This is a genomic window from Pseudomonas sp. LB3P58 (genome assembly GCF_054897895.1).
The window spans coordinates 2,063,661-2,077,327 of the sequence record NZ_JBUBVE010000001.1; the positions used below are offsets into that span (position 1 = coordinate 2,063,661).

Consider the following 13,667-nt stretch of genomic DNA (forward strand, 5'->3'; position numbering starts at 1 on the left):
GAAGACTAATCGTTTTATTTCAACAAGTTAAGTTGTATTTGTTTCCGCAGGGAGTATTTCGCTGATGCTCTAGGGACCTCTGAAATCAAGGGGTGAAAGTTTATTTGCGGAAACGAAATTGGCCGGTTTGGCTTGTGAAGTGAGTTCACGATCGCCCTAAATTTCGTAGCTACGACGAGCGATTGTGCTTGGTGGAAAGCGGTCGCATTTGAAGGGGGATATGGAGCCACCCCCGGTCAGTCGTGACAGGCACAAAACGGCCAATAGCGAACCCTCGTCCGGATCTGATTCTGGCCGCGAATGCGGGGTTTCGAACCCATGCTGCTATTTGGTTGTTGGCGACAGCCGTGATCAGAGCGGGGCGGGCCATACTCGGCGAACTCGACTCTTCAGCTAGGACGCCAACGAGCGTGTTGTCGCGCAGATGGCGCGCTGACAAGCTCAATATACCAGCATCATAGGGAACCAAGGATGGTCCCGAGGGGGACGATAAAGTCATATGGGGCAAGACTTGCAGGGTAAAAATATTAGTAGGGATACTGGCTGGGATACAGGACATTTTGTGCTTGACCTTTCCGGTTCCTTAGCACGTTTCTCTTGTGCGCGTACCCTTCGATGATATTGGAACGAAATTCAGAATATCGAGCAGTTCGACGGCTCCCTGGAGGATTGGAGGTAGCGCAATTTTGTAAAAATCAGCCATGCTTCTCTCTCATCGAAGGCAAAAAGCCATTAGGCGTCAACCTTTGCTTCCTAGGCACAAATGAATCGGATACAGTCGATCACAAAATAAGCTCGTATCGGATTTCAGTTCCATAAATTAATGAAAGCTGGAGCCTGTATCAAAAGCTTCCGCTAGCTAGCACTATTCTAAAATTAGGGGAAAGGGACGCTCCATGAGTAAAGCCATTCAGCTTTTAAATTTGGTCAATCTACCAAAAGTATTCGAAAGCAAACCTGGTGAAATTGATGTTTCCCTTCTTAAAAGTATCTGTAATGTGTGGCCGAAATCGTCGAGCCATATACGGGGTATTATAGAAAGCTTTACCGGAGAAAAGCTAAAGCCCAAAGAAGACACGTATGAGCGATTGAGTAAGTTGGTTTTTTTGGCTGATTTTAGAAAGCGCTGGGAGAACTCTAGAAAATCCGGTTTTCCTTCTTTCGATAGATTGGTTTTTTTACATGTTACAAACAAGCATAAAAATCTCCACTTCGATGCTGTGGAGTTGTCTGGTTTTTACGATAAGAAAACAAAGGCAAATAAGCGCTTTCCAATACTTGAAAATATAAGTTTGCTTGTGGCGCAAATATGCTCGCCTTCCGTTGATAAGGCTTCTGCTGCTTTGTTTGCTTGGAGTATGTTTGAGTCCTGTCAGCTACATTTGCTAGAGACGCCAGACGAAGAATCACTTCAAAACCTTGAAGCAACACTTCGTTCGAAGCTGGCGGAAGAACAAAAAAACGAAATATTAGAACTATTGTCAGTAGGTAATTGGCAAATACCTTCAGAAAAATCTAAGCAGAAGGTTATACCCGGCGACGCTCCTGCTTTGAATGATCCGATTTATATCGACCCAAAAAAAGAAGACGATAAAAAACATGTGCACTCTAACCATCTAGAACTAAGTTCCGATCTATTTGAGGTTCGTGATTCTGTCAATAAATTAAAATCTTTCAGCGAGGGGATAGCTCAAAAGTCTATCGCGCTGCTTAGTAGTAGTAATACGAAACTAGTATTGGATGGAATGCAAGAAGCTCTAGATGGAGCAAATGGCCTATTAGAAATTATTGAGGAAAAGCGAAAAAATATTATCTCAGTGCTAAAAAAGCCTTTAACGGCAGGTTATGCCAAGCTCGAGTTGTCTGAAGCACCATCTCTATCCGCCCTATTCAGTCTGAGTGGATTTAACGACTGGGCCGTGAAGGTGGAAGAATCGGAAAAGCAAGTAGCGCAACGGGCAGAAAAACTTTCCCGAATATTAAGCAAAAGTGAAAAGACTGTAAGTGATCTGATTTTATACAAGCGGGATTGGAGTCCAGTTCTGTCTGGTGACGAATTATTAGACAAGCTCGTTAAGTCAGCCGAAAGTATCGAAGGCGGAATTAAATCAGAGCAAGAGCTTTATAGGTCAGTAGAAGAAAACTATAAGGATTTAGACTGGAATCCATTGTTAGATGCTGGGCTTGTTAATGTCTGGCGGCAGCTAGGACTTTATTTGATTCAAAAAAAATCGATAAATAATCTTCTGGGTGTTTGCGTCAGAAAAGAATTCGAACTTTTGTTGGATGAGTTTGTAGGCTTAATAGTCTCGGTTTTGAAAGATCATGATAGTGCAAAAATTTCGGCTATTATTTCGGTGGCCTCATGGCTCACCCTCGGGCAAAAAGAAGAAATCGCACGAAGAAATGAAAAGTGCATTCCCATAATAGCTTTGGCGCAGTTACAGGCATATTTGAACAGCGGGAGGGTGAATAGTATTGATCGCTACTCGTATTGGAGTGCCTATCCATTACATGATGTTGCCAGTAATCCTTTAAGCCTCTTCGATGAGTTTTTTTCCGCTTTATATATTTGCACTGTTGAAAATGGATCCGAGATTGATGTTCGGTTTTTAGTCCAGTACGTAGCTAAAGCTGAGATAAAAAATGGGGAGAAAAAGAACAGCACAAACGTCGAAGCTGAAATGCGAAATAGGTTGTTTAGTATATTGGAACAACATCGAAAAGGGGGGAGCAATACCTATGCTCATATTTGGAACGCTGCTTACAATGAGCTTTTTATGCCCCTCTACGAAGTTGCTGAAAAGCAAGGGTTGGTGGAGTTTGTCAAGGAGTATCGAAAGTTTACAGATGGTTTTGAAGTTGAAAATTATTTAGCGGGTTGGAAGCAAGAAATTCCGGAGCATTTGAAGAAGCGGTCAGAGTACGATAAGTTTATCCGGAATCAAGTAAGTATAAAGATAACTGAAATAAGTGACTGGGCTGCTCTATTCTCAACTTCAAAGTCATCATGTAGTGCTGAGCCAAAACATGAGGGCCTATTAAATAAGATCTGTATGGTCCTCGAATCCACCGACTCAGACGTGAGAATATTGAAAGGGTGGTTGCTTACGTTGCATGAAAAAAAGGAGTATTTTCAGCGCGCATGTTTTGAAAAAAGTTTGGATGGAGCGTTCGGGACATGTTTTGAGGGTGACGACGTCAGTGCATTTTTCCCTCGCGTCTTCTCTAAGGTTCTTGAAGATAAGAGCACCACGCACAGTGATATAGTGGCTGATGTTGTAATTTCTGAACTTGGATTTAACACACATTCACAGCTGAGTAAGATATACGCTGAACGGCAAATGTTTGAAGCATTTTCTGCACTTACAAGTGAATCTAACGAAGCAGTCCTCCCTAACATTGAGAGAGTTGTAGAAAAAGATCTTGAAGAGCTTGAAGTAGTCCAGCAGGCCAAAATTAATGCTATTAGAAAACGAGTCAAAGCGTTGGGTTCTCCTTCTGAAGAGTTCGCCGATACCTTGGGCAGGGCAGAAGAATTATTAAATACTCACCAGTGGAAAAAGTTAGAACGAGAATTGTTTGAGATTGATCAATACATTTCTCTTGAGGAAAGTGAATTACTTGAGGCGAAGGAGCGTGACGTTTTAGCTGAAAAAATAACTTCTCTCGGGGGAGTAACAAACATCAATGAAAGCGTTTTCATTCTCAGAGCAAAATTGGAGGCGATTCTTGAAAAGAATAAACCTCGTCGACTCCATATTGAAAAAATCAACAAGCTATCATTCATTAGATATCTAGACGAATCTATATTGGTCGCAGTTTCTAGCTGTATTTCAGAGTTGGATAATAGACTCCCTTATCCCGATGCTCAAACGTCGGATCTCCTGGCATATTACTTTCAGCAAGCTGTCGATCCGCTTTCCCTTGAGCTAAATAGGATTAGGACGTTATTGCCTTCTTATGGAAAAAAGCTCAAATTACTTACGCTGACTCTTCTGCACAACATTGTAGTGGATAAAGAATGTCTAGATGAGCATTCAAGCCTCGTGCTAGCATTAATTGATACTGCCGAAATGTGGAAGGAGTTAGGTTCTTTAGGCGAGAGTTGTGTCGACTCAATTTTGTCGGTTTTCGAATCCAAAGGTTTGGATACCAAAATCGAGTTGGAAGCTGAGGTTTTAATCCCGGTCGCTGAACTGACTGAAAGAAATTTCGCCCCGAATAAAGAAAAAAATATTCCAGAGGATGAGAGGTTTAATGCAAAACTCGATCATCTTGTAAGAAAAGCAAGACTGGTTTCTGACGGTAGAAATCAAGTTGTTGAGTCTAATCTGTCGCTTTCTGATCTCGTTGAGAACAAGAGATGGATGGACGTAGGTTCGGTTGCTTTAAAAGGTGTTCTAGGTGGGCACACCGAACACTCAGCTAACTGGCTAGAGTCATTGACTGACTGGAGTGTGAGTCAAGTCCTGAATGACCGGCATTCATTTAATGTCGCCGAATACTCCGCATGCCTATACCTCATAAATAGTGTGAAGAACTCCACTGTAGTTAAAGCGATAACACCAACAAAAAATATGAAGGGTATGATCGGCGAAATAGCTTGCGACTTTGTTGGGCGCATGCTCGATGAAGTATCCGGAGGAAGTGCTCCAGGAGGAAGAGCTATACTAGCCGATAGGATTCAGTCAGTATCGAACAGTGTCGAGTTGTTTTCGCAATTCTCCAATGATTTCAATACCGCTTTCAGTCTGAAAGGTAATGGTGACAGCATCGTCACAAGGGCTCTTTGGGATTATTTTTCTGGCGACACGCGGCAAGCAGAAGCGCGCGCAGCGTTCATGAATATCGCTTGGCGGCTTCATTGTCCTGCTGTCACTGCCGCTTGTTTGGCTTATGCTCCGATCGATATGGAGAGAAGAAGAGCTATAGCGCTGGCTGAAATTTCGAATAAAGCGCTGATAGATGGGAAGCATGAGCTACTTCAAGGTTTCGTAGATTTACGCAAAAGCATTCAAGCTAAGCCATTTCAGTTATTTGTTGAAATGGTCATGAGACAAGCTCCAATTCACACGGAGAACCAGGCACAATTATCTATGGCTGGCAATCTTGAATTTGTTTCTGGCGGTGTTCTCCGAGGCATCTTGAATATAGTTCCTCGAAAAGTAGACTGTCCTGATTTGATTGCGATACTTTTAAGCCCGACAGCGCCGATTAGATTTAAGGGCGGAAGTTTAAAACTTGAGCTTGTAGGGCCGTTCTTCTCGGAAACATCTCGTTCTGTGGAGTTTGAGCAACTGCACGAAAATGCGGAACAGTTTCGGATTGAAGTGGATTGCGAATCTACGTCTATAACTGGCAGTCGAAATAGATTCAGTCAAATTCTTGAATTAAAGATAGCGGGTCGTGAAATCTTCGAACCGTTGACTCCTGATTTAATTGATGATGCGTTTGACAGTTTTCCCGAGCAGCAAATGCGCTATGAAGCTTATGTCGCACGGGCGGTTGATGAGCAAAAAATTGAGAAGGCTCTATTCAATAGCAAAGTTGTTCGAAGTCTTTGGATTTCGAGTCCGCGTCGGTCGGGCAAAACATCGATGCTGTACAGAATATTAGATGCTTTTTCCCATAAAGTTGGTCGAGATAATTTTGTAGTTTATCTTACGCTGGACGAGAGTTTCTTATCTGGGTTAGATTTCAATAAATGGGTTTGGAAGCGTCTTTGCAGTATTCTTGCCAACAAAGAGTTGCGTGAACTGTATAACGATTTCGACACTATGGGGAAAAGTCTATCCTTTGATGCTGACGCGGGAACTTTTATCGGACAGCTTTCAGATTTGCTGATGGATAATAGTCCTCAGGGAAGCCGCGTAATCTTCCTTATTGATGAAATCGATCGTTTTGCTGCAATGTTTTTTGAAGGTGGCAGCAGGAAAAAACTAGCGACTGATATTTTATGGCAAATTCGGCATTTCATTGCTGAGCGTAGAGACATAGGGATTGTTTTTGCAGGATCGTCAGCCGCCAGGGAGGTTTTCATTAGTAACCCCGAGTCGCCTTTCTACAATAGCATTGAGCATTTAGAGCTGTCGCCATTTTCGACTAAAACAAAACAGCAAGAAGTTAGCAGTAGGCAAATAATAGAGCCTGGGCAAATTCGATACCGTCATGTGATATCCAAAGAAAGCCTTGAACATCTGGTCTGGGTTTGCTCGGGCATTCCGTATTACATGAAGCTTGTTGCTGGAGCTACTTTTGCAGTAGCTACTCAATCTCATATTCTGGTTTCGGATGTGAATGCTGGCTTGCGTGCACTCCTGTCAAAAAGTACGGGTGTATCAAAGTTAGATGATATGGGCGGCGATCCTGGAGCAGATGATCTGAGAACTACTGTAACGCTTGAGCGAAACAGCGATGGTGTGTTGGTTAGAGCTGTGCTTTATGCTGTTGCAGACTTACATAGCCCTATAAGTGGTCATAGGGTGTTGAGAGGGCGGGTGAGCTCTAAGGAAAGCAAGTTATCACAACACTATCGTTTGCCGAAGGAGTTGATTGAGAGGGGCGTCGAGATTTGTTTAAAACTTGGGTTGCTAAAGCTCGCTGCCTCAGACTCATCTCAAGAGCTATTTTTTGCTATCCCAATACTCGGGGAGTCGCTGAGAAACTCCTCATCTAGGCATTGGGCATTAATCGATCACGAGTTGAGTGCGATTTCGGCTAATGTATTGGAAGGAGCCAAGCTATGAAGCTACCAGAAACTCATATGACCCTATGTAAAGAAATCATTGAGTCTTGGTTGAAGAAGCGAAGCAACTATATAATTGTTTCACCACCTATGTGCGCATCGCGACAATTTTTCAAACATCTTTCGCAAGCGGAAGTTATATTCGATTTTATAGGGCAACATTTATATACGTTATCAATCGCCAAGATGGATACCGAGGACTTCCGAAGTGAGATCGTGTTCGCACGTAAAGTGGCAGAGAAATGGGGTGTGTTGAGCTCCGTGAATTTATCGGAAGCCGATCCGGTTACCATATTAAATGCTGCGACTATCGCAGTCAAAGAAGCAAATCGAATCCCAATTATTATAATTCATAGATTTCATGAGGCTCTGCAGAATCTTGGAGAAAGTATCGGCACGGTGTTGCGAAATTTAGAGCATGATATGGGCTTGAAAACCGTTGTCGAGCTGCCAATTTCCTTACCTGTTCTTCGAGAACGCTGGGAGTTGGCTAACAAAACGAAGTCACCTTTTTTAGCCTCTGATTGGGGGCAAGGTCATCGTAGTAAATGTCTCAAAGGATTAAATGAGGCGGAAGTTGCTACAGTGCTTACCGCTAACGGTGTTAATGCTGAGTTAGCATCTGATGTGAAACGAATTACTGGCGGCCTGACCGAAATAGTTAATGATCTTGTTGAAGATTTGGCTCGTATGAATCGCGGCGGACTAGAACCTTTCATAAAAAGCCGAGCCAAGGAGCTTTGTGAGCGTCTCGTCGATTGGCTTGATGCGTCTTCGGAAAATCACACATATAAAAAATTAGTTGCTAAATCGTTAGCTCGAAAACTTGATGCTAAAGATGGGGCGACGCTATTAAGTCACGATTGGGGAGACCTTATTTTGAACAAAGATGGCTCTCTAGGTTTCAAAATGTTGGGGTGGGAATGTTTGGCTAGACTTTCTTCGGTAGTCGATAATCCGGCTGTTTTGTCATTGGAAGAGTTAGTTATTAGCCGCGATTACCGAGGGGCGCTAGATCTAATCAGTCTGTATGATCGTGTTGACGCGGTAGATGCGCCTGCTTGGGTGTTGATGAATAAGATAACCTCCGCGTGTAAAGTTTTAAGTAATATATTTGGTAACGACGATGATTGGCGACAAGCGAAGGAATTAATTTGTGAGCTACAGATCCTTGAATCCTCCTCCCGGTTTGGCTTTGATGCCAGTATCAACTCGCTAGTACGATGGCTTCCTCTGACCGAATTGATGTGCGATTATTTCTTAAAGTCAAAGATTGATAACAAGCTTCGGTTTGAACAATACGTCTGTGGTGAGCTCGGTGAAAAAGGGAGGTTAGCATTCTGGCAATTATTGCACATGCGGCTGGAGATTGCTAAAGATATGCCTGCATTCCAGGCGTTGCAGTCTGTCGTTACGCACCCTGAATCGATGCTGCAAGTTTATGCTAAAGATAAGTTGAAAGTTTGTTTCTGGAAGGCAGAAAAGCTGGCAGATGATGAGGTTCTCCAAATATCGAAATTTATTAAAATGCCGTTTCGTGCTCCTTCTAATAATGCGGTGTTGGGGTTTGCTGAGTTAATTTATATAAGCTCTTGTCGTGAGTCGCTGCTGCCGCTTGAAGAAAGATTGATATCTGATTTTGAGGAAATGCAGAAGTATCTAGAGTTGTACGAGGTTAGGAAGCGCCAGGTGCATAGCACATCTTTTGTAAGTGCAAATGATTGGACTAACTATTCGGATCTATGTGGCGCTATGTTGATAAAGATTTCAAAGTTGTGCGGCGAAAATCCAAAGAATATTGTTTTGCCATCTGCTCAATCTATTCTATCTAACGCGTTGGGTTCCCTTAAAGCGGTGTCAAGAGCTTAATAGCAGTTATCATTTCGGCTAGAATAACTGAGACTAAAGTGCCTGTAGAAAATTTAGATGGAGTAAACCGGCCAGTCTGATAACCGTGTAGGGCCCCTCTTCGGGAGGATCCGTAAAATAAGCCGCTACGGTCATCTCGCTTGGGATGAATCAGGCAAAGCAATTGGCGGATTTGGAGCAATCCGCCGCGCCCTTTCTCGCTGAAGGTTCACGCCTTGAAAAGGGGCGAGGGGTGCGCTAATGCATAGCTGAGGAAAAAGCGGTGTTCCAGTGATGTTTTGGGTCGTTCACGGTCCGTCATGTTTGCTAAGGGGGCAGGTCAAATCCGCTGCAGATGGCTGTTTAGGTGGGTAATTGGGTGGTCAAGCATTGCATTTACTTCGGTGCCAACGGATCTGGAGATTTGGCTCCACCAGCGGCGAGTTCAGCTAGTCTTTCCGCACCAGTTGCTCAGGATCATACCCATGTCAGATAACTCTGAAGCCAACATTGCCACAGCGGACGCCCTCACACTGCTCCTGCACAACCAGCACGCCGTAGGTGCGGCCATTGAAGAGGTGACAAAGTGGCTCACTGAGAATGGAGTGGGGAGTGTCGCTGCTAACGCAATTGCGGCCATGGAAACGCTGGACACGAATGCTCAAGACATCACAGACGCTATCATGCGACTACGGCAGTTATAGGCATCATCTAGCGCCCCGCGGCCGCTCCTTCATGAGCAACTCCCTGCCCAAAGCGGACAATCCCGGCGGCTGAACGCAGTCTTCCACGAAGGGCCGCTTTTGGCCGGTTGTGGACGTCCGCGAACGACAGCTTTGGCTCGTTTTGGCCTACCATCACTGGTAGCTCTGGGTCGGTTGCAGCAAGTGTTGACAGTCTGCGATCGGCCAACTAGCGGCTCCTCAAACTTGGAGAATTCCATTGGCAAACTTTACATTCGTCGTCGGCCAACGATACACAAAGGATGACATCTATAGAATCTGCCGCGTTCCGCCGGACAAGCAGAAGGGCAACTGGAACACGGGTTATACCCAATGGAGCGGTGATTGGTTCATCTTCTGCAATATTGGCATAGCGGGCCGAGCGGGTCCTGACCATGGAAACCACTTTGAAGAAGGTCTTCTCCATTGGCGCGGGAAGAACGCGTCGCATGTGGGACAGGAGTCCATTAAAAGTCTCCTGAGCCGTCAGGGGGAAGTTCATGTTTTCTATCGAACCGACGATAGAAGCCCCTTTAAATATGCTGGCGAGGCAGCCCCGACTAGTTTTCAGCGGACGACGCCCGTACAGATCACTTGGTCATTTCAAGGTGGGGCACCGCAGCACGGATTCACAGATACAGCTGAGGTTGAAAGACAACCGGAAGCATCTCAAGAGTCAGACGAATTGCAGTTCCCAGAGGAGGTCGCGGGTGCTGCAACCTATGGGGAAGGCGCTGTAAAACAGGTTTCGGTAAACGCATACGAGCGGAGCGCTAAGGCAGTTTCAGCGTGCAAAGCACATTACGGCACCGCGTGTGTCGTATGCGACTTTGATTTTGGCAGGGTGTACGGTGAAATTGGCCGCGGGCACATTCACGTCCACCACCTCATGCAGCTTGCTGATATCGGCAAAGATTACAAGGTGGATCCGGTAAAGGATCTTCGACCGGTGTGTCCAAACTGCCACTCAATGCTTCATCAGCGTCGACCACCGCTGACTATCGGTGAACTGAAGAAGATGATCGGTCGCAGCTAACCATTCTCTGCAGGCGCGGCGCCCTTGTCTGGTCGCGGCCTGAAGGTGATGGTGTTCGTTTGAATAGTGGGCAACAGCATCCCATGATACAGCTCGAATTGAATGGACGACGCGAGCTACTTGTAGTGGGTAACGTCCGTCAAGGTGACGCGCGCATTGTCAGCGACACCTCGCTGCTCAACCCATTTATGAGTTCCAGAATGCCGCTTCCAGGGCGAGTTGGTTTTCATTGAGCTTGAAGAGCAGTGAAGGGAGCAGGTCTGACTTTGGCATCGCGATTCCTCATTGGAGTGGAGATGTAATGACATCTTTGGAGGACTATACGAACCGACGACCATTAGAGTCCAAAACAAAACCACGTTAATCCGGCTCCGGTTCGTTCACAGCGGACAAACAACAGTCAATTGCACTCACCGCCCGCATCAGATCATTCCTCAGTGATGGAAGTGTTGTGTGCATTACAGAGCTGTTTCGCTTGGCCATCTCGAGGAAAGTTGCCAATACGGCGTCGGAGTGCTGAATAAGACGGGCTAGATGTTCCCCACGTGGGCCACAAGTCCCTTTTAGCCAGTTTTTGGCAGTCCGTTCGTTTGCATTCGTCCATCTCATCAGTGTCTTCACGGCCTGGTGCGTCGAGCCCAGCTCACCTTGTAATGCTACTGCCAACCCCGACGCATACTCTTGTCTGTCCGGAAAAGTTTTGCCCTTTTTAGGAAACATTTTTCCCCCTTTAATCCTCTATGGTTGAAAGACACACCGCTTGCTTGAGTAGCCAGCAGAACGGGTACGCCTCAACGGCGCACGTCCAGTGTGGATGCACGCAGGGGCTATTGCGTATGCGAAGTCGTAAAAGTGCTCACTCAGAAAACTGGCGCCAAGACCCAGGTTTGGCAGCGGCTTATGTCCGGATGTCCACAGAGCACCAGCAGTACTCAACTGAAAACCAGCTAGACACAATCAAGCTTTATGCGGCGGCGCACTCCCTCGAAATCGTCAGAATTTATACGGACGCTGGAAAAAGTGGTCTTCGCCTGGAAGGACGTGATGCGTTGATTCAACTCTTCAGCGATGTTGAGAGCGGAGTGCTCGGTTTTTCGACCATTCTCGTATACGACGTTAGCCGTTGGGGACGCTTTCAAGATCCGGATTTGGCCGCTAGCTTCGAGGTCCGTTGCCGACAAGCAGGGGTCTCAGTTCATTACTGCGCGGAACAGTTTTCCAATGACGGCTCACCCGTTTCTAATATCGTCAAAAGCCTCAAGCGAATGATGGCTGGCGAGTACAGTCGGGAGCTGTCCGTCAAAGTCTTTGCGGGACAATCTCGCCTCATCCAGTTGGGCTATCGACAAGGTGGCATTGCCGGCTACGGGCTGAGGCGTCAGTTGGTCGACGCGTCCGACAATCCCAAAGTAGAACTAACAATTGGCGAACACAAAAGTATCCAAACTGACCGCGTAAGGCTAGTTCCTGGACCGCGGGAGGAGGTAGCCACCGTCCATTGGATCTACCAACGATTTGTTGAAGCGGGTTATTCAGAGACCGAGATCGCCCAACAACTGAATAGTCGAGGACTCCAGAATGACTTGGCCAGGCCATGGACCAAAGGTGGTGTCCATCAGGTCCTAACCAATGAAAAATACATCGGCAACAACGTCTGGAACCGCTCCTCCTTTAAACTTAAACAGGAACATGTGCGTAATCATCCAGACCAATGGATACGGGCGGACGGTGTCTTTCCGGCCTTAGTCGACAACGTACTATTTGCCGCGGCCCAAGAAATCATCCAGTCCCGAAGCTATCGAATGCCCGACGCCGAAATGTTGGAGAGACTCAAAAAACTGTATGAGAAAACCGGTTGTTTATCGGGCCTGATCATCAATGAGTCTGAGAACTGTCCCTCCAGCACAGCCTATCAATACCGATTCGGCAGCCTTTTGCGCACGTACTCGCTCATTGGCTACACCCCTTCGCGCGATTACAACTATGTCGCCGCCAACCATCAGCTTCGACTGATGCATCCACTGATGCTGGCTCGAACGGTGGAGCACATTCAGCAAGTTGGGGGACGAGTCGCCATCGACCCCATAAGCGACCTACTCCAAATCAATGAAGAACTACTGATTTCTCTTGTCCTTTGCCGCTGTCAGTACAGTGGTTCGGGAGCAAATCGTTGGAAAATACGCTTTGATCATGGCCTCTCTCCGGATATTACCGTCGCCGTACGAATGGAGCCTGGCGAAGAGATCGCCCGCGACTACTACATTTTGCCGACACTCGATATTCAACAGCCGCACATTCGGCTTAATGAGTTCAACGCCTCTAATCTGGAAATATATCGCTACGAGAACCTCGAAGCCCTCGCGCAACTTTCTCGGCGTACTGTCGTGGGGAGAGCCGCATGAATATGCCGCATCATCCTCGAAGCCCGCTCCACGTCGGAGAAGCCACCACAGTCCAGATGGTCAGACTGGATCGTATCCGCGTCCTCAATCCAAGAGCGCGTAATAAGCAAGTATTCGCAAAGTTGGTTGAGAACATTTCAAATCTGGGTTTGAAACGCCCAATTACGGTCACCCCCAGCAGCGATCAAGAAAATACTGGATTTTTTGAACTGGTTTGTGGGCAAGGCCGATACGAAGCCTTTTGTGCGCTGGGCGAGCGAGAAATACCTTGTGTTGTGGTGAGTGCCAGTGAAGCCGACCGGTTTCTCATTAGTCTGGTCGAAAACCTTGCCCGCCGTAAGCACACAAACAGGGACTTGCTCTACTCCATCCAAATCTTGTCAGAGCGCGGCTACACGACCAAACAGATCAGCGTCAAAACTGCCCTGGATCCCGCCTATATCAACGCCATCCTCCTGCTCCTACGTCAAGGAGAGGAACGGCTCATCGCCGCTGTCGAGAAAGGTTGGCTACCCATCAGTGTCGCGACCGAAGTCGCTAGATCTAGTGATACCGAAGTACAAGTCGCCATGGTCAAGGCCTACGAGACAGGTGTCTTGAAAGGTGACCAGTTGATTAAGGTCAGACGCCTGATCGATAGACGTCGGTTCTTGGGGAAGCACTACGGACAACAACGATTGGCCGTCGACCAGCCGACGACGCCTCAAAAGCTCCTGAGCACCTACCAAACAGAAGTCAGGCGCCAGCGAGTCATGATCAAAAAGGCCGATATTAACGAGCAGCGCGTATTGATCATCGTCACCGCCATGCGCCGGCTGCTCGCCGACGACTATTTTTGCACGCTGCTTCGCAGCGAAAACATCGCGGACATGCCTAAGTCGTTGGCTGACCGTATTCAAGGTGAGGGATGA

At 46.6% G+C, this 13,667-nt stretch carries 7 protein-coding genes; 6 read left to right on the plus strand and 1 reads right to left on the minus strand.

Annotated elements, in window-relative coordinates; translation table 11 throughout:
• Nucleotides 1–896: 896 nt before the first annotated feature.
• From ACYZTZ_RS09680 to ACYZTZ_RS09695, 4 genes are all read left to right on the plus strand, one after another.
• Entirely contained in the window at nt 897–6,749 is a 5,853-nt protein-coding gene (locus ACYZTZ_RS09680) for an ATP-binding protein (RefSeq protein WP_461997993.1), read from the plus strand.
• Nucleotides 6,746–8,617, plus strand: a complete 1,872-nt coding sequence (locus tag ACYZTZ_RS09685; protein ID WP_461997994.1) for a hypothetical protein — start codon at nt 6,746–6,748, stop codon at nt 8,615–8,617. Before ACYZTZ_RS09680 ends, ACYZTZ_RS09685 begins: the two co-directional genes overlap by 4 nt.
• Nucleotides 8,618–9,081: 464 nt before the next feature.
• On the plus strand, nt 9,082–9,300 hold the full coding sequence (locus tag ACYZTZ_RS09690) for a hypothetical protein (RefSeq protein ID WP_461997995.1): 219 nt from the start codon (nt 9,082–9,084) through the stop codon (nt 9,298–9,300).
• Nucleotides 9,301–9,538: 238 nt separating this feature from the next.
• Nucleotides 9,539–10,354 (plus strand): HNH endonuclease, encoded by an 816-nt coding sequence (locus ACYZTZ_RS09695; protein ID WP_461997996.1) that lies wholly within the window; start codon nt 9,539–9,541, stop codon nt 10,352–10,354.
• Between the two features lie 360 nt (nt 10,355–10,714).
• Here the strand turns inward: ACYZTZ_RS09695 and ACYZTZ_RS09700 are convergent, their stop codons facing one another.
• Nucleotides 10,715–11,074: a hypothetical protein gene (locus ACYZTZ_RS09700; protein ID WP_461997997.1), complete on the minus strand. Its 360-nt coding sequence runs from the start codon at nt 11,072–11,074 to the stop codon at nt 10,715–10,717.
• A gap of 116 nt (nt 11,075–11,190) precedes the next feature.
• Here ACYZTZ_RS09700 and ACYZTZ_RS09705 point away from each other — a divergent pair, with 116 nt between their 5' ends.
• Nucleotides 11,191–12,756, plus strand: coding sequence for a recombinase family protein (locus ACYZTZ_RS09705; protein ID WP_461997998.1), 1,566 nt, complete (start codon nt 11,191–11,193; stop codon nt 12,754–12,756).
• Nucleotides 12,753–13,667 carry a plasmid partitioning protein RepB C-terminal domain-containing protein gene (locus ACYZTZ_RS09710; RefSeq protein ID WP_461997999.1) on the plus strand — a complete coding sequence of 305 codons (915 nt, stop codon included), beginning with the start codon at nt 12,753–12,755 and terminating at the stop codon, nt 13,665–13,667. The genes ACYZTZ_RS09705 and ACYZTZ_RS09710 overlap by 4 nt, the downstream gene beginning before the upstream one ends.

Excerpts from the sequence above, each read along its gene's own strand:
- ACYZTZ_RS09680 (WP_461997993.1), top strand. The coding sequence starts at position 897 with ATGAGTAAAGCCATTCAGCTTTTAAATTTGGTCAATCTACCAAAAGTA.
- ACYZTZ_RS09685 (WP_461997994.1), top strand. The coding sequence starts at position 6,746 with ATGAAGCTACCAGAAACTCATATGACCCTATGTAAAGAAATCATTGAG.
- ACYZTZ_RS09690 (WP_461997995.1), top strand. The coding sequence starts at position 9,082 with ATGTCAGATAACTCTGAAGCCAACATTGCCACAGCGGACGCCCTCACA.
- ACYZTZ_RS09700 (WP_461997997.1), bottom strand. The coding sequence starts at position 11,074 with ATGTTTCCTAAAAAGGGCAAAACTTTTCCGGACAGACAAGAGTATGCG.
- ACYZTZ_RS09705 (WP_461997998.1), top strand. The coding sequence starts at position 11,191 with ATGCGAAGTCGTAAAAGTGCTCACTCAGAAAACTGGCGCCAAGACCCA.
- ACYZTZ_RS09710 (WP_461997999.1), top strand. The coding sequence starts at position 12,753 with ATGAATATGCCGCATCATCCTCGAAGCCCGCTCCACGTCGGAGAAGCC.